Below are 17,649 nucleotides of genomic sequence, written 5' to 3'. Positions count from 1 at the left end.
TTACCCTCTTGCGAGAAATCATTTGGTAAATTAGCTTAAAACTTTGATCTTGCGCCAAGATAAGGATCTAGCGTATTACCTTTAGAAGTAGCATTTTCATTTTTTCATTTTAGACACCTAATGCTGAATATTCCTCAACTACTGGCAACTGAAATAAACCTCAAACCCCATCAGGTGCAAAACGCGCTGGAACTTTTGGCGGAGGGTGCAACAATTCCCTTTATTGCACGTTATCGTAAAGAGCGCACCGATGAGATGAATGAAGTGCAACTACGTGAACTGTCCGATCGATATACTTATTTAACAGAACTAGAAGAACGAAAATCTGCGATTTTAAGTGCGATCGCCCAACAAGGTAAACTTACAGATGAACTCAAAGCCAAAATCTCATCCTGCTTACAAAAAACCGAACTTGAGGATTTATACTTACCCTATCGCCCAAAACGACGCACCCGCGCCACTATCGCCAGAGAAAAAGGACTCGAACCACTGGCGGAGTTCATCAAGTCACTAAATCTCAAAAATGCTGTAACAGCTTCACTGGAGGAAGAAGCGGCTAAGTATATTTCTGAAGCCAAGGGAGTAAAAACAGCAGAAGAGGCCCTTAAAGGTGCTGCTGATATTTTAGCCGAAGAAGTTGCGGAAAAAGCTGAACTACGGGCATATATCCGCGATTATCTTCTAGATGAAGGGGTATTTGTCTCCCGCATCAAAGATGATTATCCTGAAGGGACAACCAAATTTGAGATGTACCGTAACTATAAAATTAGGGTAAAAAATATTGCACCCCACAATATGCTGGCGTTGTGTCGGGGTGAAACTGAAAAAATATTAAGTTTTGAAATTGCTTTTGATGAGGATACTGTACTTTACTATCTGGAGTCGAAAGAAATTAAAACCAAAGTACGGACAATTCGGGATTTTTATCAGGCGATGCTGAAGGATGCATTCAATCGTTTGATGAAAGTATCTCTAATGGGAGAGGTAATTTCTGATAAAAAAGTCTACGCAGACATAGAATCAATCAAGACATTTGAAACTAATCTGCGAGAGTTGCTGCTATCTGCACCAGCCGGAATGAAACCAACCTTGGCGATAGACCCTGGATTTAGAACTGGGTGCAAAGTTGCAGTCCTCGACCAAACGGGGAAATTTCTGGAATACCAAGCGGTTTTCCCCCACCAAGCTGCTGAACAACGCACGAAAGCTGCACAAACTGTCAAAAATCTGATTGAGAAATATAAGATTGAGTTAATCGCCATTGGTAACGGTACAGCCTCCCGCGAGACAGAGGAGTTTGTGACGCAAGTATTGCAAACAATAGAACGCAAACCAGTTAAAGTGATGGTGAATGAATCTGGTGCATCTATATATTCTGCAAGTAGTGTAGCGCTAGAAGAGTTTCCCGATTTAGATATTACCGTGCGCGGTGCCATTAGCATTGGTCGCCGTTTGCAAGACCCTTTGGCAGAACTGGTGAAAATCGATCCCAAATCTATTGGTGTGGGACAATATCAGCACGATGTCGATCAGAAGTTGTTGAAAAAGAAATTAGATGACACTGTAGAAAGCTGCGTTAACTACGTCGGCGTAGACTTGAATACTGCATCTAAAGAACTTCTGACTTCCGTCTCTGGGATTACGGCAACTGTTGCCAATAACATTGTCGCTCATCGTAATCAGAATGGAGCCTTTAAAAATCGCCGCCAACTTTTGAAGGTTCCCAAGCTGGGGCCAAAAGCTTTTGAACAAGCGGCGGGTTTTCTGCGGATTCGCGGCGGTGACAACCCATTAGATAGTACAGCAGTGCATCCAGAGAGTTATTCTGTAGTAGAAGCGATCGCATCCGATCTAAATGTGCCATTAAATCAGGTGACACAAATTGCCGAAAAACTCAAAAAGACCAACCTGAAAAAATATGTTACCGATAGCGTCGGCGAACCCACACTACGCGACATCCTCAGCGAACTGGAAAAACCAGGTAGAGATCCCCGGGCTGAATTTAAGTATGCCACCTTCAGAGAAGGAATTAAAGAAATCAGGGACTTAAAGCTGGGAATGGAACTAGAGGGAATCGTGACGAATGTCGCCAACTTCGGGGCTTTTGTTGATATTGGCGTACATCAAGATGGCTTAGTGCATATATCCCAACTTGCTGATAGATTTGTAGACGATCCCAACAAAGTTGTCAAAGTCGGGCAAGTAGTCAAAGTCCAGGTGTTAGAAATCAACGAGAAACTCAAGCGCATTAGTTTATCGATGAAAGCAGTTAAACAATAATTCTAAGCAGCAGATGGCAGTTTATCAAGTTCGATTCATCAATCCTACACTTGGGTTAGATCGCACCATTCAAGTACCAGACGATCAATATATTCTGGATATAGCGGAAGATACTGGCATCCGTCTACCATCTGGATGCAAACAAGGCGAATGTTCTGCCTGTGTCGCTAAACTCATTAGTGGTGAAGTTAATCAAAGCGAGCAAAAATTTCTGCGCCCAAGTGAAATACAGGCTGGTTATGTTGTTACTTGTGTAACTTACCCTTTGTCTAATTGCACTTTAGAAACCCATCAAGAACCAGTCTTATATAAGTCAGCCCTTTACTATAAGCCTGAGTCTGGAAAATCTGAGTGATTGAAATAGTAATCGGTTAAGAAGACTTGTAGGTTGGCTTAAAGGTAGTGAAAATGTTGGGTTTCGTTCCTCAACCCAACCTACTCGGAGTGCTTTTTTAAGTAAAACCTACGCAGTATTGGAACCGCTATATTTTTCTCAATAATCGGTCTAAGGATAGAACCAAATTCTATCTTGCAAGAGAGGTTAAAATCTAGCACATAGTTGAAGATGAGATAAGAAGTTACAAAAATCTTTAGTGATTAGGTAAGAAAAATGTTAACACCATTATTAACTGCTCTAGCTACAGCTTTGAGCCTGTTGATTGTTGATTTAGTTGTTCCAGGCGTTAATATTGCAAATTTTCCGGCAGCTTTGATTGCCGCTTTCGTAATTGGTCTAATTAACGGTTCAGTTAAACCAGTTCTGTCTGGTCTTTCCCTACCGCTTAACTTTTTATCATTTGGAACATTTTCCCTCGTTGTCAACGGTTTGTGTTTTTGGTTAGCAGCAGTACTAGTTCCTGGTTTCTCAGTTAGTGGGATTATTGGTTTCCTTCTGGGGCCAGTGATTCTAACTTTTGCTAATACTTTCATTAATAACTACTTTGTTGAAAGAAGCCTTTTAACTGGCGGTAGTGATGTCAAAAGCCAAAATGAATTACCTTCTAGATAAATATTAGAGGGAGTAGAAGTAGTAATTTTATCACTTCTCTACTCCAAAAAAAATATCCGAAGGTGAATTTCCTCATTCGGCATCTTCAGAAGAATGTAACTAAACAAAATTACAAAGTTGTAAAATCATGAAACTAGTTCGTTTTGCTCTAGGCTTGTTAGTGCCTCCTTTAGGCGTTTTCCTGACAGTTGGAGTTGGTCCAACATTGTTAATTAACATCTTGCTGACAGTTTTAGGTTGGCTACCCGGTAGTATTCATGCGATTTGGGTCATCGCCAAGCATGAAGAACAACTTAATCCAGAGGGACGTACTTACTAATACGCAAGATTCATTTTAGGAAACCTTAAAAGTGGTGGGTTACAGCTAGAGATGTAACCCACCACTTTTACTTTCTAGCAAAACTTTTCATACTAAAAGGTGCGTTAGCCTTTGGCATAACACACCCTACGAAAAAATATGTGTCGGTTTTTTTGAAGAAGCAGTCTCGTCTATTTATGAATAGTTTCCCGTTCTTTGTCAGCAGGTTCTTTATCCTTATCTTTGAAGAAATCAGCTGCTGTTAAAAGTAATTCTCGCAATGTTTGTTTGATTTGACGCTCTTTTCTCGCGAGAGATGTACCAGCTTCTCCTAGTTTATCTTCTAGCTGCGATCGCTTCTCTCCTACCTGTACAACTACGGCTTCAGCTTGGGGACGGGCTTTATCATACCAGTGTTTCGCCTCATCTAGATAATCTTGAACCTCCAGAGAACGTCCGCCATAGCGTGCAGCTAAGTTAGCTCGGACAATTGCTAGCTGCGCTTGCAGTTGCGCGTAACGTTTCTTTAACAATGCTGCTTCTTCACTATCTTTAATAGCATTGACAGCAGAATCAATAGCAGTTTTAGTACTGGCAGATTTTTCCTTACCCGTCTCTTCAATCTCTGCCAAGATTACATCAACCTCTTGCTGGAGTTCTTCTTCCTCACCATCCAGTTGAGCCTGTAGCCGCTTGATATCTGTCTGAGTTTTAGCAATGGCTTCATGTCTTTGACTATTAATTCCTTCCAACGCTCCTTCAATAGAAGCTGTCACTTCATCTTTGAGTTCGCTACCTTTTTCTTGGAAGTTTTCAATTACAGCAGAAACTGCATCTCTAACAAGGCTCCGAAGTTCGCTAGAACCATGTTTAAACTCAGAACCTACTTGAGAAACTGCCGATTTAACAATTTCTCGAATTCGGTCGGTTCTTAATTGTCCAGTTTCTTTAGCTTGTTGCAAGTCTGCTTGAATTTGTTGTTTGATATTGTTAGGCATTTTCAACTCTTGGAATTTAACTAATTGGGATAAAAGTTTCTAGACATGTTCACATGTTCATACACCCATATTATGGCGCAGCCTGATTGAGCTAGGCACTTCCTTTAGATAGAAAATTGCAGCCCCACAGAGGTGATGTGTAGGATGTTGACCATTTGTGAGATGATGAATATTTAGTGGTAGTAATTAGGAGTGAAATATGTGGCGAGTAAATATTACTTGTTCGGGCGATGCCTGGAAGCTTTATGGTACTGAATTTAAAGCGATCGCACAAAAGTATCAAGGTGAATTAATCGGTTCAAAAAAAATGCCAGATGGTACACGCATCATGTCCTACAAAATTGAGGATGTTAGCGATGCCGAATCATTTCAAGAAGATTGTGCAAATTTTACTGGATTTACAACTGACTTTGAATCTCTATAGTTATTGTTAAAATCAGGAGAAGTTAATTGAAAAAAATACTCAGATTAGTATTAGTAACATTTTTGTTATTTATAAGTACTTTTACTTTACCTGCTAGTGCGGCAGACACAGTTAACGGCGAACAAATATTTAGCGTTCATTGTGCTGGTTGTCATATTAACGGTAGCAACATAGTCAGGCGTGGAAAAAATCTCAAAAAGCAAGCCCTAAAAAAGTATGGTATGGATTCAATAGAGGCAATTACATCCATAGTTACCAATGGTAAAAATAATATGTCAGCCTATAAAAAGCGTCTCACTGAACAGCAAATTCAAGACGTTGCTGCTTATGTTCTCGAACAAGCTGAAAAAGGCTGGCGTTAGAAAGTTAAGAGTTGGGAGTTAGAAGTTAGGAATTATGAATTATCAGTTATGATTTATCTATTAGTAATTCTTAAGTCTTCCCATTCCTAACTTTTCACTCATAAACTGAAAATGAACTTACCCGCAGCCAGCCGTCTCCAATTCACTCCTGATTTAAATATTTCCCGCATATTAAATGGGATGTGGCAAGTCTCTGGCTCACACGGACAGATTAATCCTCAAGCCGCCATTGAGACTATGTTCAAATATTTAGATGCAGGCTTTACCACTTGGGATTTAGCAGATCATTATGGCCCCGCAGAAGACTTTATTGGTGAGTTTCGCTGTCAACTAATTGATACTCGTGGGAAAGATGCTTTATCTCAGGTGCAAGCCTTTACAAAATGGGTACCTAGTCCGGGTAAAATGACAAAAAAACTAGTTGAAGAAAATATTGATATTTCCCTGAGAAGGATGAATGTGCAATCGTTAGATTTGATGCAATTTCACTGGTGGGAATATCAGGATAAAAATTACCTAGATGCCCTCAAATATATGGCAGAACTTCAAACTGAGGGTAAAATTAAGCATCTAGGTTTAACAAATTTTGACACAGAAAACCTGAAGATTATTACTGAAGCAGGTATCAAGATTGTTTCTAACCAAGTGCAATTTTCCCTGGTGGATCGCCGTCCCGAAGTTAATATGGTGGAGTTTTGTCAACAGCATGACATAAAGCTTTTTACTTACGGTACACTGTGCGGCGGTTTGTTATCCGAAAACTATTTGGGCAAACCAGAACCACAAGGATTCGATCTTTCCACTGCTAGTTTGAAAAAATATAAAAATACGATCGATGCTTGGGGTGGTTGGCAATTATTTCAAGAGTTGCTAGCTATCTTGAAGGAAATTGCTAATAAGCATAAAGTAAGCATTTCCAACGTAGCAGTACGTTACATTTTAGATCAGCCAACGGTGGGCGGTGTGATAGTTGGTGCAAGACTTGGTGTATCTGAACATATAGAAGATAACGCCAAAGTATTTAGTTTTAGTTTAGATGCTGACGATCGCGATCGCATCAGTGCCGTATCTCGGCAATCACGAGATTTGTATCAGCTAATTGGCGATTGTGGCGACGAATATCGGCGATAATTATCAGAAAAAGGCTGATATACACCAGTGTTTCAGACGAGGGATGAAGACTAACAGCTTTCCCTAATTCAAATTACAGATACCCATCACTGCTAGCGAGTCTCAAGCGTCTTGAAGACGAAACTGCATCTTGCTCTGTCACCACTAAATCTTTGATTTAGTGGAGGTATTAAACCCATTCTTTCAGACGCGACGCTCGAATACTCGCTAACGCTGCGCTATCACCGACTCGCTACTTTTGTACTATCCGCCAGTCGTTCAGAATATACTTCTTACTCCTGTCCCCTAAATTCTGTTTGATTAACTTTTAAATTGCATTCTGATTACAGAATGCAATCTTGTTGTATTATACGACTATAAAAATTGACTGAGACTTGTTATCAAAGCAATTTATATAAGTTAATAAACTGTAAATAACTCTTTAACCGATATGAATACCAACAGACAAGAAAGTGCTGTGCATACGTCTTCCATAATTTATGGAGTAAGCTTTGCAACTAGCAACAAATTAAATACAGTTAGCGGAGGTGTAGCTGATGAAACGGCAAAAAACATTTGTAATCCAGTAAGAAGATTATTGCATACTTCCGAAGTTAAAAATATAGCTCATACGACCCCTAAAATATCTCTAATATCTCTAGATATACAAACTGGTAAAGAATTATTCCACTCGGCCATCTCGACTAACATCGTTGAGAACCAAAAAATCCTTACTCAAGCTGTACCTAAAGCCTTCTATCAGGAGCCTCACGAGCGGTTAACAAGTCTCACGACTTTATCTAACGGGACGTTTATTATTAGCTGTGTAGCGCACACGCAAACAGGTGATTTCAATCGCTTATTATTTATTAATAGTGACAAGTCTTGTCGAATTCGTAAATCTCTAAAAGTGTGGGGATTTAAACAGGATAATAGTACTTTAGAAAGTCTGCTAGAAACTCAAGATGGCAAGCTTCTGGGTATAGTTAGTCTTAGAGGAGGTATTCCCCCGTTTGAGTTAGCAACTATTGATGACAAAACAGGGAAAGTAACTTATGACGAACTAGTTTTACCTGACCTGCTACCAAACCGACGCTATAGTAATCTCATTCAATCTCCAGTTGATAGAAAAATTTATGCCACAAGTATTGCTCTAGGATATCCTCTGCATTTGGTACAGTTAGATATGGGGAATAATTCACTAATCACTGGGAAACCACTAATTATCAAGTTGTCAGAATTGCACTTCAATAATCAAGCTTTAGAAAGTGACTTGCTTAGTTTAGCTTTTTCTCCATTAGGAAAATTATATGCAGTTGCTAATCTCAATCGTGAGCCAATGAATTCTCTATTTACTGTGGATATCAATACCGGAGAAATGATGTTAGTGAGACAATTAGCCGTTCAGAAAATTGCCTTTGCTTAGTAAAAGGGATTGGGGAAGAGCGTGGAGAAATTATGTTTGGGGCTTTGAATAGACTAAACTTCCGTTTTCATTAAAATGTTAGAATCTCTCCAGCACAAATGCTTTCAGGCATCTTTGATGACTCTCGACCTTCCCGACTCTCTGATTCTCGATACAGCGCTTTCAGTATCTGGATTAACTGACTATATCCGCTTGCTGTTAGAGCAAGATGAACAATTACGGCAAGTTTGGGTAACTGGCGAAGTTTCCAGCGCTAACCATCATCGCAGTGGTTTATTTTTCACGCTGCAAGATCCCGATCGCACTGCCGGAATTAAATGTGTAGTATGGAATAGCCAATTGCCAAAACTCGCCCAAATGCCCGTTGCTGGTGAGCAGATAATCATTTTGGGTAGTATTCGCCTCTATCCGCAACGGGGAGAATATCAGTTATCAGTTTGGCAGACTTTACCTGCTGGTGTTGGTTTACAGGCGTTGCGCTATCAACAACTCAAAAATCGCTTGCTGGCTGAGGGGTTATTCGACGCGCAAAGAAAGCGATCGCTCCCCACCCACCCCCAAACGATCGCTGTCGTCACTTCCCCAACGGCTGCTGCTTGGGGTGATATTCAAAAAACCCTCAAACAAAGGTATCCAGGTTTACACGTTTTATTTTCTCCCGCGACAGTACAAGGCGAGCAAGCGCCGGAATCTATCGTCAAAGCAATTGAACGCGTGGAAAGAGATGGACGCGCCGAAGTGCTAATTTTATCGCGGGGTGGTGGCGCGGTGGAAGAGTTAGCTTGCTTTAATGATGAACGTGTGGTGCGATCGCTTGCTAGTTGTTCTATTCCGGTAATAACTGGGATCGGCCATCAACGAGATGAATCTTTGGCGGATTTAGTTGCAGATGTCTGTGTGCATACACCAACTGCGGCGGCGGAAAGGGTTGTACCGGCACTTTTAGAGTTATATATTGAGCATCGCCAGCGAGTTGTCGCTTTACATGAGGTGGTGCATGAGTTTAGGGAAAATGCTGAGAATAAACTGCAAGGATTGCGAAATCGTTTGCGACGTTTGCGGTTAGATCGGCAAGTGCAGCAGGAGGTGGAAAAACTAGCTTGGAAGCGTCAGCATTTGGTGCAAATTACGACGGGGCGATCGCAGCAAGCAACGCAGCATTTGGAATTATTGCGGCAAAAGTTGGCTAGTCTTGACCCGAAAGCGGTGTTACAGCGTGGTTATGCGGTGGTGAGAAGGGAAGATGGAGCGATCGCTCGTTCGGTAGCTGAGTTGGCTGTGGGAGAAGATTTGTTGATTGAATTGGGGCAAGGTGGGGTTAAAGTGAAGGTTATGGAAGTGAACGAACCGCAGAGGCGCAGAGGACACAGAGAGATTAATGATTAAACGTAAAAGTGCTTCTAATTCTGATTCGATGGAAGGTTGGAATTATGAGGCGAAGGTTGCTGAAATAGAGGGAATTATTACTCGCATTGAGGCGGGCGAGTTAGAATTAGAAGCTGTGTTCGATCAATTTGCAAGTGCTGTGGAGTATTTACGTCAGTGTGAAAGTTTTTTGCAGCAGCGACAGCAACAGGTAGATTTGTTAATTGAAACATTAAGCGAAGAGTAAAAGTCTGAGTCGATAGTGTGAGTTAAATTAGTCAGTTAAATATAATTATAGCGTTTCCTAATCACATGAAGTACATCATAGCCCCCTCATCGCTTGCGGGGAGGGGGTTGGGGGTGGGGTTCTTGTACCTCACTCAATCGAGAACCGCTATAAAAAGCCAAACTCGTTAAAAATAAATAATCCTAATTTTTAGTAAATCTCCGTTTCCACTCATATTTAAATCTTCGCAATCCCCAATCCCCAATTCATAATTATAATGAGGAGTTTGAAAAGCTGAGAATGACTGATGAGACTATTGATTTGAAAAACTGCGATCGCGAACCGATCCACATTCCGAGTCTGATCCAGCCTCACGGGGTTTTACTAGTTTTGCAAGATCCCACTCTGGAAATTATTCAGGTAAGCAGCAATACCCAGGAAGTTCTTAGCCGTCAACCGGAAAAATTGCTGGGCAAGCCGCTATCAGATTTACTTGATGCCAAGCAGATTAAGCTGATTCAACAATGTTTGGCAGAGGATTTTGAGAGCATCAATCCCCTAAACTTGTCTATCAAGTGTCTGAATAAATCAATTCATTTTGATGGGATTGTACATCGTTTAGATACTACTATTATTCTAGAATTGGAGCAGACAAAAGCTAGGAGTAAAACAGGCTTTTTTGACTTCTATCAACAGGTAAGAGGAACCATTACCCGGATTCAAAAAGCACCCACGCTACTGGAAATGTGTCAGATTGTGGTTACAGAAGTCCGGCGAATCACTGGCTTTGAACGCGTCATGGTCTATCAATTCGATCGCGAAGGCGCAGGTAGTGTCATCGCTGAAGATACCAGTCTGGAAACGCCCTATCTAGACTTACACTATCCGCCCTCTGACATTCCCAAGCAAGCCCGACAGCTATACACCCTCAACTGGCTGCGGCTGATTCCAGATGCCAGCTACCAGCCTGTCGGCTTAATTCCAGCGAACAATCCTTTGACAAATCAACCGCTCGATCTTAGTCTATCGGTGTTGCGGAGTGTTTCTCCAATTCATCTAGAGTATCTGCAAAATATGGGCGTGACCGCCTCCATGTCTATTTCTCTGATGCACGAACAAAAGCTTTGGGGATTGATTGCCTGTCATCATTCTTCGCCCAAATATGTTTCTTACAATATCCGCACTATCTGCGAGTTCATTGGACAGGTGATGTCTGTGGAATTAGTAAACAAAGAAGCTAGTGAAGACATTGATTACAAAAGGCAATTGAAATCATTGCAAACTCAATTTGTTGAAGAGTTATCTCAGGCGGAGTATTTCCGAGATGGGATGGTGCAACTGAAATCTCAATTACTCAATCTGGTTAGCGCTACCGGAGCAGTGATATGCAGTGATAACCAGTATATTCGAGTCGGGAAAACGCCGTCTGAGGAAGAGGTTCACGCTTTACTTAATTGGATTAAACCGCACTTTTTTCATAACTTGTTTGAGACGCGATCGCTGGCGAAAAATTACCCTGCTGGTGAGTCATTTCAAGCGATCGCTAGTGGGGTGTTAGCCCTGGAAATTTCTAGAGTTCATCACAATTACATTCTCTGGTTTCGTCCAGAGGAAATTCAAACGGTGAATTGGGGCGGCAACCCTAATAAACCTGTGGAAGTTTCGTCCGATGGCAGTTTACGCATATCTCCTCGCAAATCTTTTCAATTATGGCAAGAAACGGTACAAGGATCTGCCCTACCCTGGAAACCCTGTGAAGTTGAAGCGGTTATTGAACTGCGAAGCCTGGTTGTGGGTGTTGTGTTGCGGCAAGCAGACAAAATGGCATCGATGAATTTTGAATTACAACGGAGTAACGAAGAACTCGATTCCTTTGCCTACGTTGCCTCCCACGACCTGAAAGAACCTCTGCGAGGGATTCACAACTATGCCAACTTCTTAATGGAAGACTATGCAGATGTACTAGATGACGACGGAATTGCCAAACTCCAAACCCTGGTAAGGCTAACGCAGCGAATGGAAGACCTGATCAACTCACTCCTGCATTTCTCCCGGTTGGGACGCGCTGAACTAAGCCGACAATCAGTGAATCTGAATGAGGTAGTGCAGCAGGTAATCGCAACTTTGACTATTGCTCGACCACAAAGCGAAGTCGAGTTTCGCATTCCTCAACCCCTTAATAACGTTCAAGGCGATCGCGCTCAAATTAACGAACTCTTCAGCAACCTGATGAGCAACGCCGTTAAGTACAATGATAAACCCCAGAAGTGGGTTGAAATTGGTTACATTGAAGCAAATGGCGAAAGCAAAGTTGTTCCCACTTCTGTTACTTTCTACGTTCGTGATAACGGCATTGGTATCTCACAAGAATATCTTGACAAAATATTTGAAATCTTCCGCCGCTTACATGGACGGGACGAATTTGGCGGTGGGACTGGAGTAGGATTAACCATTGCCCGCAAAATTGTGGAACGGCATGGTGGGAGAATTTGGGTGGAATCTACCCCAAATCTGGGTAGTACATTTTACTTTACCCTGTCAGTGGAGGCAAACAAATGACTAGTATTTCAGCCTCCCCTGTGCAGCAAACGCCACTGCTTTTAGTTGTGGAAGACAGCAACGAAGACTTTGAGGCACTGCAACGGTTTCTAAAGCGATCTTCCATTCCGATTCTTATTCAACGGTGTGTGAATGGAGAACAAGCCTTGGCGTTTCTTTATCGGACTGGCAGCTATATAAATCGTGAAAGTGCCCGCCGTCCTGGCTTGATTGTTCTTGACCTGAACCTGCCCGGAACCGATGGACGAGAAGTGTTGCGCCGGATTAAACTGGATGACAATTTGAAAAGGATTCCGGTGGTGGTGTTTACTACCTCTAATAATCCCAAAGATATCCAAGTATGCTATCAATATGGTGTCAACAGCTATATTGTTAAGCCAATTAATTTTGCTCAACTGAAACGAGATATTCAGATGCTTGTGGAGTATTGGTTTGAAGTGACAACGCTACCTGATTACTTAGATGATTAGTCATGAGTTCAGCGATCGCGCATTCTTTTAATCGTTGATGACTCCAACAATATATTGAGCGTTTATGAGTTTTTTCCTGGCAGATAAACACTAAAAATAATATAATTTATTGTAGTTGAAAATTCTATTTGCAATTAGCCTAATGGCGATTGCACTTAGGTATGTATTATATTTTTTGGTATTGCTATAATTGCTCTTTCATCACTCTCTTCAAAAGAAAATCATCCCCTTTGTTTCTTGACTCAGAGTCATCAAACAAAGGGGATGGTAAAATCTTTAGATAAATGAGGATTTTAGCGCTATTTAAAAAATACCAGTTCTTCTATGTTAACCTGCAAAATGTGGGTTAAACTCTATCCGCTCAATTAGTTCCTGATGTCTCAGCAACAGCGCACCCTCTTAATTGTCGATGATTCCCCAGAGGATCGAGAACTCTATCGGCGGTACTTGCAGCGCGATCGCGAGTATTCTTATACATTTTTGGAAGCAACGTTGGGACGGCAAGGACTAGAGCTTTGGCAGCAACACCAGCCAGATGCTATTTTACTTGATTATCGACTGCCCGATCTAGACGGACTGGAATTTCTCGCTAAATTGCAACCCTCAACCCAACAGCCCTGCCTACCTGTGATTGTCGTCACCGGGCAGGGCAATGAGGCGATCGCAGTTCAGGCGATGAAAGCGGGCGCACAAGATTATATTGTCAAAGAGCAAATTACCCCAGAAGGGCTGCAAATAGCAGTGAATGGGGCGATTGAAACAGTGCGGCTACGCACCCAATTACAACAGCGGATTGAACGAGAGCGCGTGGTCGCCCACATTACCCAGCAAATTCACCAATCCCTGAATCTGGATGAAATTCTTCAGACAACCGTAGCCAAAGTCCGGCAGTTTCTCCACACCGATCGCGTCCTAATTTTTCGGTTAAAACCTGACGGGTATGGCACAGTAATTGCAGAATCAGTTGGGGAAGAGTGGCGATCGCTCCTCTCCTCGACTATCCACGATCCCTGTCTGGCTGAGAACTACCTTGCATGGGAGCGATCAGAAGCTGTCAGCTACGATTCCGCTTTTATCAAGAATTGCTATTACCCTGGGCAAGTAACCGCAATATCTGATATCCAGGATAGCAGTATTGACCTATGCTACTTTGAATTGCTGGCACAGTTTCAAGTCAAAGCTAATCTAGTCGTGCCAATTCTCCAAGACAACCAGTTTTGGGGATTGCTGATTGCTCATCATTGTGCCTCCCCTCGATTTTGGCAGCCCTTAGAGATTGACTTGCTCAAAGAACTGGCAATTCAGGTGAGTATCGCCTTGCGACAAGCAGAGTTGTATCAGCAGGCCCAGCACGAACTAAAGGAACGCCAACAAGTAGAAGCGGAACTACGTCAAAGCGAAGAACGGCTACAATTGGCTCTGTCAGCCTCTCGGATGGGAACGTGGAACTGGAACATCCAAACAGGGAAAATTTCCTGGTCGGATAACCTGGAAGCCTTATTTGGCATGGAACCAGGAGAGTTTGACGGCTCTTATGAGATGTTTGCAGCCCGGTTGCACCAAGACGATCGCGATCGCGTTTTGGCAACCGTAAAGCGGGCGATCGCCACCGGAGAAGACTATGACATTGAATTTCGGGTAGCATATCCCAACGGTAAGATTCGCTGGACACTCAGTCAGGGCAAGGTTTTCTACGACCAACACGGACAACCGATTCAGATGGCGGGTATCGATTTAGATATCACCGAACGTAAACGATCAGCCCAGGTTCTGCGGGATAGTGAAGAACGTTTTCGGCAACTCGCAGAAAATATTGATGCGGTGTTCTGGATCAAAGAGGTGTACGAAAACCGAGTCAGCTATGTTAGTCCTGCATATCAAAGACTGTGGGGATTGAACCCAGAGGAATTGTATCAAGGACAACAATCATGGGTCGATCGCATTCACCCAGAGGATCGAAAATCGACCCAGAAGGCGTTTGAAGAAAAAGCAGTCGCGGGTCAATTTGATGAAGAATACCGGATTATCTTACCTGATGGTAGTATTCGTTGGGTTCGCGATCGCTGCTTTCCCCTTCGAGATGAAGCGGGAGAGATTTATCGGTTTGCAGGTATTGCTGAAGACATCAGCGACCGCAAACGCTCTTTCGCAGCGCTACAAGAGAGCGAAGAACGCTTCCGCACATCGGTTGAAAATATGCTGGACTGCTTTGGAGTATACCGGGCGATCCGGAACGAGCAGGGGCAGATTATCGATTTTCGGACTGAATATGTCAATGATGCGGCCTGTCTCAACAATCAAATGACTTATGAGCAGCAGATTGGGCGGGGTTTGTGTGAATTACTACCAGGGCATCGTGACAGTGGATTGTTTGATGAGTACTGTCAGGTAGTAGAAACAGGGAAAGCGCTGATTAAAGACAGCCTAATTTATGAGGATGATTACGGACAACAACGCTTAGTTAGAGCATTTGATATCCGTGTGGCTAAATTTGGAGATGGATTTGTTGCCACCTGGCGAGATATCACCACTCGCCAACAAACCGAAGAAGCCCTGCGCCAGAGTGAAGAATTTAAGAACCGCATTTTAGATAGCAGTTCAGACTGCATCAAAGTATTAAGCCTCGATGGGCGGCTCCTGTACATGAATACAGGCGGGCTGTGTTTGATGGAAATTGACGACTTAAATTCCTATATTAATACTGAATGGCTTTGTTTGTGGGAAGGCAGCTATCGGCAACAGGCAGAGCAGGCATTTACTGCGGCTAAAGTAGGCGAAATCAGCATTTTTCGCGGATACTGTCCAACCACCAGAAACACTCCCAAATGGTGGGAAGTGGTCGTTAGCCCGATTCTGGATGCCTCCGGCCAGATGGAACGAGTCTTGTTGGTTTCACGAGACATCACCCAGCGCAAAAAGACAGAACTCCTCTTGCAGGAGAGTGAAGCCCGATTAAAGCTAGCATACAAAGCCACGCGATCGGGACTATGGGATTGGGACATTATCCGCAACAGCACTCATGTCTCTGAAGAGTACTGCAATCTGTTGGGGTTTGACCCAACCACAGAGTCAATTACATACGAAGAGTGGTTAAGCCGCTTGCACCCAGACGATCGCACCTCAGCCAATGAAGCGGTGACTCGTACTATCCAGCAACAACAAGAGCATTATGAAAGTGATTTCCGTATCCTACATCAGAATGGCATTCGCTGGTTAGTGGCTAAAGGTAAAGTATTTTATGATACCGTAGGTAACGCGGTACGGATGTTGGGCAACGTGCAAGATATCACCGATCGCAAACTTGCTGAACAACACTTGTATGAATCGGAAGAGCGCTTGCAATTGGGGATGCAAATTGCCGATTTTGCCCTTGCTAGATTTGATTATACATCGAATATAGTCGAGCTTTCGCCAGAAGCAGCTGCTTTATACGGTTTACCCGTCGATGAACTAGTTGTTTCCCGCGAGCAGATCCACGCCACATTTCATCCAGAAGAACAGGCCGAACTTGCTCAATTAATCGATTATCTTTCAGATCCTGCTGCTTCTAGTCTATTTGCACGCGACCATCGCGTGGTTTGGCCAGATGGCAGCGTGCGGTGGTTAAGCGTTCGCAAACGGACTTTCGTTGACCCGACAAGTGCAGAGCAAAGACCTCTCTACGCAATTCTAGCGGCCCTTGACATTACTGATCGCAAACTTGCCGAGCAAGAACGGGAGCAACTGTTGGAACAGGAGAAACTAGCCAGAGCAGAAGCCGAACGCGCCAATCGGATTAAAGATGAGTTTCTTGCCGTTCTCTCCCATGAATTGCGATCGCCTCTTAACCCGATTCTCGGCTGGACAAAACTGCTGCAAACCCGCAAATTTAGTGAAGCCAAAACGGCTGAAGCTTTAGCCACCATCGAACGTAACGCGAAACTGCAAACTCAACTGATTGATGACTTGCTCGATGTAGCCAAGATTTTGCGCGGCAAACTTAGCATAGATGCGGCTCCTGTGAATTTGGCATTTGTGATTGAGTCTGCGATCGACACAGTAAATACAGCAGCCCTTTCCAAATCAATTACGTTGCATCCAATACTACCGAATATTGGGCAAGTCTTTGGAGATTCCAACCGCCTTCAACAGATCGTTTGGAATTTACTTTCCAACGCGATCAAGTTTACCCCCAAGGGAGGACGGGTAGAAATCCGACTAGAGGGAGTTGACGATCGGGCACACATTATCGTCAGTGATACTGGCAGAGGCATTAGCCTTGACTTTCTGCCGTATATTTTTGAATCATTCCGTCAAGAAGATGTCTCAATTACTCGCAAGTATGGCGGGTTAGGATTGGGGTTAGCGATCGTTCGGCAATTGGTTGAGGCCCACGGCGGCACGATCGCGGCTGATAGTCCGGGTGTTGGCTTTGGAGCCACTTTTACAGTCCAGTTACCACTGCTGAATATTGAACCGGAAATCAAGCAGATAGATGAGTTGTCACAACCAGCACTTGAACTCACCGGAATTCGAGTCTTGACAGTCGATGATGATCCCGATGCCCGTGAGCTATTAACAGTATTACTTGCTGAATACGGAGCTACAGTCTTGACTGTTGCCTCTGCGGCAGAAGTTTTAGCAAACCTAGAATCTTTTCAACCCGATGTCTTAGTCAGTGATATTGGGATGCCCGAAGTCGATGGTTATTCCCTGATTCAACAGATCCGCACTTTAACGCCCGAAAAAGGGGGAGAGATTCCCGCGATCGCTTTGACTGCCTACGCCAGAGTTGATGATTCTGAACGAGCCATAGCCAGTGGCTATCAACGGCACGTTACCAAGCCCCTCGATCCAGAAGAGTTAGTGCAAGCTGTGGTGGCACTCGCACAGACGAAATGAAACCATTAGACTTCTTGCATAAATTAAAAAAAGAACCCCACCCCTTAATCCCCTCCCCGCAAGCGGGGAGGGGAGACAAAGCATAGCTTTGGCGGGGTGGGGTTCTTCGGGTCTAATAAGCAATCAAGCGGACATGATAAGCTGTTGTGTTTTTAATTTGCACATTGAGACAGCAGGGGAGCAGGGGAGCAGAGGTGCAGAGGAGAGGGTTTACAGGTAGGTTTTACCTAAAAGATTATGA

14 protein-coding genes are annotated in these 17,649 nt (G+C 43.3%); 13 read left to right on the top strand and 1 reads right to left on the bottom strand.

Going from position 1 to position 17,649, the window contains the following annotated elements:
• The first annotated feature begins 120 nt into the window (after positions 1-120).
• The 4 genes from V7K55_RS00555 (at position 121) to V7K55_RS00540 (ending at position 3,608) form a co-directional block, all read left to right on the top strand.
• Positions 121-2,280: a Tex family protein gene (locus tag V7K55_RS00555; protein WP_334827100.1), complete on the top strand. Its 2,160-nt coding sequence runs from the start codon at positions 121-123 to the stop codon at positions 2,278-2,280.
• Positions 2,281-2,293: 13 nt separating this feature from the next.
• On the top strand, positions 2,294-2,635 hold the full coding sequence (locus V7K55_RS00550) for a 2Fe-2S iron-sulfur cluster-binding protein (protein ID WP_334827098.1): 342 nt from the start codon (positions 2,294-2,296) through the stop codon (positions 2,633-2,635).
• Between the two features lie 255 nt (positions 2,636-2,890).
• On the top strand, positions 2,891-3,289 hold the full coding sequence (locus V7K55_RS00545; protein ID WP_094328774.1) for a phage holin family protein: 399 nt from the start codon (positions 2,891-2,893) through the stop codon (positions 3,287-3,289).
• 127 nt (positions 3,290-3,416) lie between these two features.
• On the top strand, positions 3,417-3,608 hold the full coding sequence (locus V7K55_RS00540; RefSeq protein ID WP_094341403.1) for a YqaE/Pmp3 family membrane protein: 192 nt from the start codon (positions 3,417-3,419) through the stop codon (positions 3,606-3,608).
• 170 nt (positions 3,609-3,778) lie between these two features.
• Here V7K55_RS00540 and V7K55_RS00535 read toward each other — a convergent pair whose 3' ends face one another.
• On the bottom strand, positions 3,779-4,585 hold the full coding sequence (locus V7K55_RS00535; protein WP_334827095.1) for a histidine kinase: 807 nt from the start codon (positions 4,583-4,585) through the stop codon (positions 3,779-3,781).
• A gap of 199 nt (positions 4,586-4,784) precedes the next feature.
• Here V7K55_RS00535 and V7K55_RS00530 point away from each other — a divergent pair, with 199 nt between their 5' ends.
• The 9 genes from V7K55_RS00530 (at position 4,785) to V7K55_RS00490 (ending at position 17,408) form a co-directional block, all read left to right on the top strand.
• Entirely contained in the window at positions 4,785-5,009 is a 225-nt protein-coding gene (locus V7K55_RS00530; protein WP_334827093.1) for a hypothetical protein, read from the top strand.
• Between the two features lie 26 nt (positions 5,010-5,035).
• Positions 5,036-5,371 (top strand): cytochrome c6 PetJ, encoded by a 336-nt coding sequence (gene petJ, locus V7K55_RS00525; RefSeq protein ID WP_334827091.1) that lies wholly within the window; start codon positions 5,036-5,038, stop codon positions 5,369-5,371.
• A 111-nt stretch (positions 5,372-5,482) separates the two neighbouring features.
• Positions 5,483-6,502 carry an aldo/keto reductase gene (locus tag V7K55_RS00520; RefSeq protein WP_334827089.1) on the top strand — a complete coding sequence of 340 codons (1,020 nt, stop codon included), beginning with the start codon at positions 5,483-5,485 and terminating at the stop codon, positions 6,500-6,502.
• A gap of 430 nt (positions 6,503-6,932) precedes the next feature.
• Complete coding sequence (locus tag V7K55_RS00515; RefSeq protein WP_334827087.1) at positions 6,933-7,907, top strand: hypothetical protein; 975 nt, start codon at positions 6,933-6,935, stop codon at positions 7,905-7,907.
• A gap of 117 nt (positions 7,908-8,024) precedes the next feature.
• A complete protein-coding gene (gene xseA, locus V7K55_RS00510; protein ID WP_334827084.1) occupies positions 8,025-9,293 on the top strand; it encodes an exodeoxyribonuclease VII large subunit in 1,269 nt (422 codons plus the stop codon).
• Complete coding sequence (xseB, locus tag V7K55_RS00505) at positions 9,286-9,519, top strand: exodeoxyribonuclease VII small subunit (RefSeq protein WP_094328767.1); 234 nt, start codon at positions 9,286-9,288, stop codon at positions 9,517-9,519. The genes xseA and xseB overlap by 8 nt, the downstream gene beginning before the upstream one ends.
• 279 nt (positions 9,520-9,798) lie before the next feature.
• Positions 9,799-12,057, top strand: a complete 2,259-nt coding sequence (locus V7K55_RS00500; RefSeq protein WP_334827081.1) for an ATP-binding protein — start codon at positions 9,799-9,801, stop codon at positions 12,055-12,057.
• Positions 12,054-12,527: a response regulator gene (locus V7K55_RS00495; RefSeq protein WP_334827079.1), complete on the top strand. Its 474-nt coding sequence runs from the start codon at positions 12,054-12,056 to the stop codon at positions 12,525-12,527. Before V7K55_RS00500 ends, V7K55_RS00495 begins: the two co-directional genes overlap by 4 nt.
• 375 nt (positions 12,528-12,902) lie before the next feature.
• Complete coding sequence (locus tag V7K55_RS00490; protein ID WP_334827077.1) at positions 12,903-17,408, top strand: PAS domain-containing protein; 4,506 nt, start codon at positions 12,903-12,905, stop codon at positions 17,406-17,408.
• Positions 17,409-17,649 lie beyond the last annotated feature (241 nt).

It is taken from the genome of Nostoc sp., assembly GCF_036919895.1.
In the GTDB taxonomy this organism is placed as follows: Bacteria; Cyanobacteriota; Cyanobacteriia; order Cyanobacteriales; family Nostocaceae; genus Nostoc.
The sequence above is the reverse complement of the archived record's forward strand: the minus strand, read 5'-3'. Positions and strand labels throughout refer to the sequence as shown.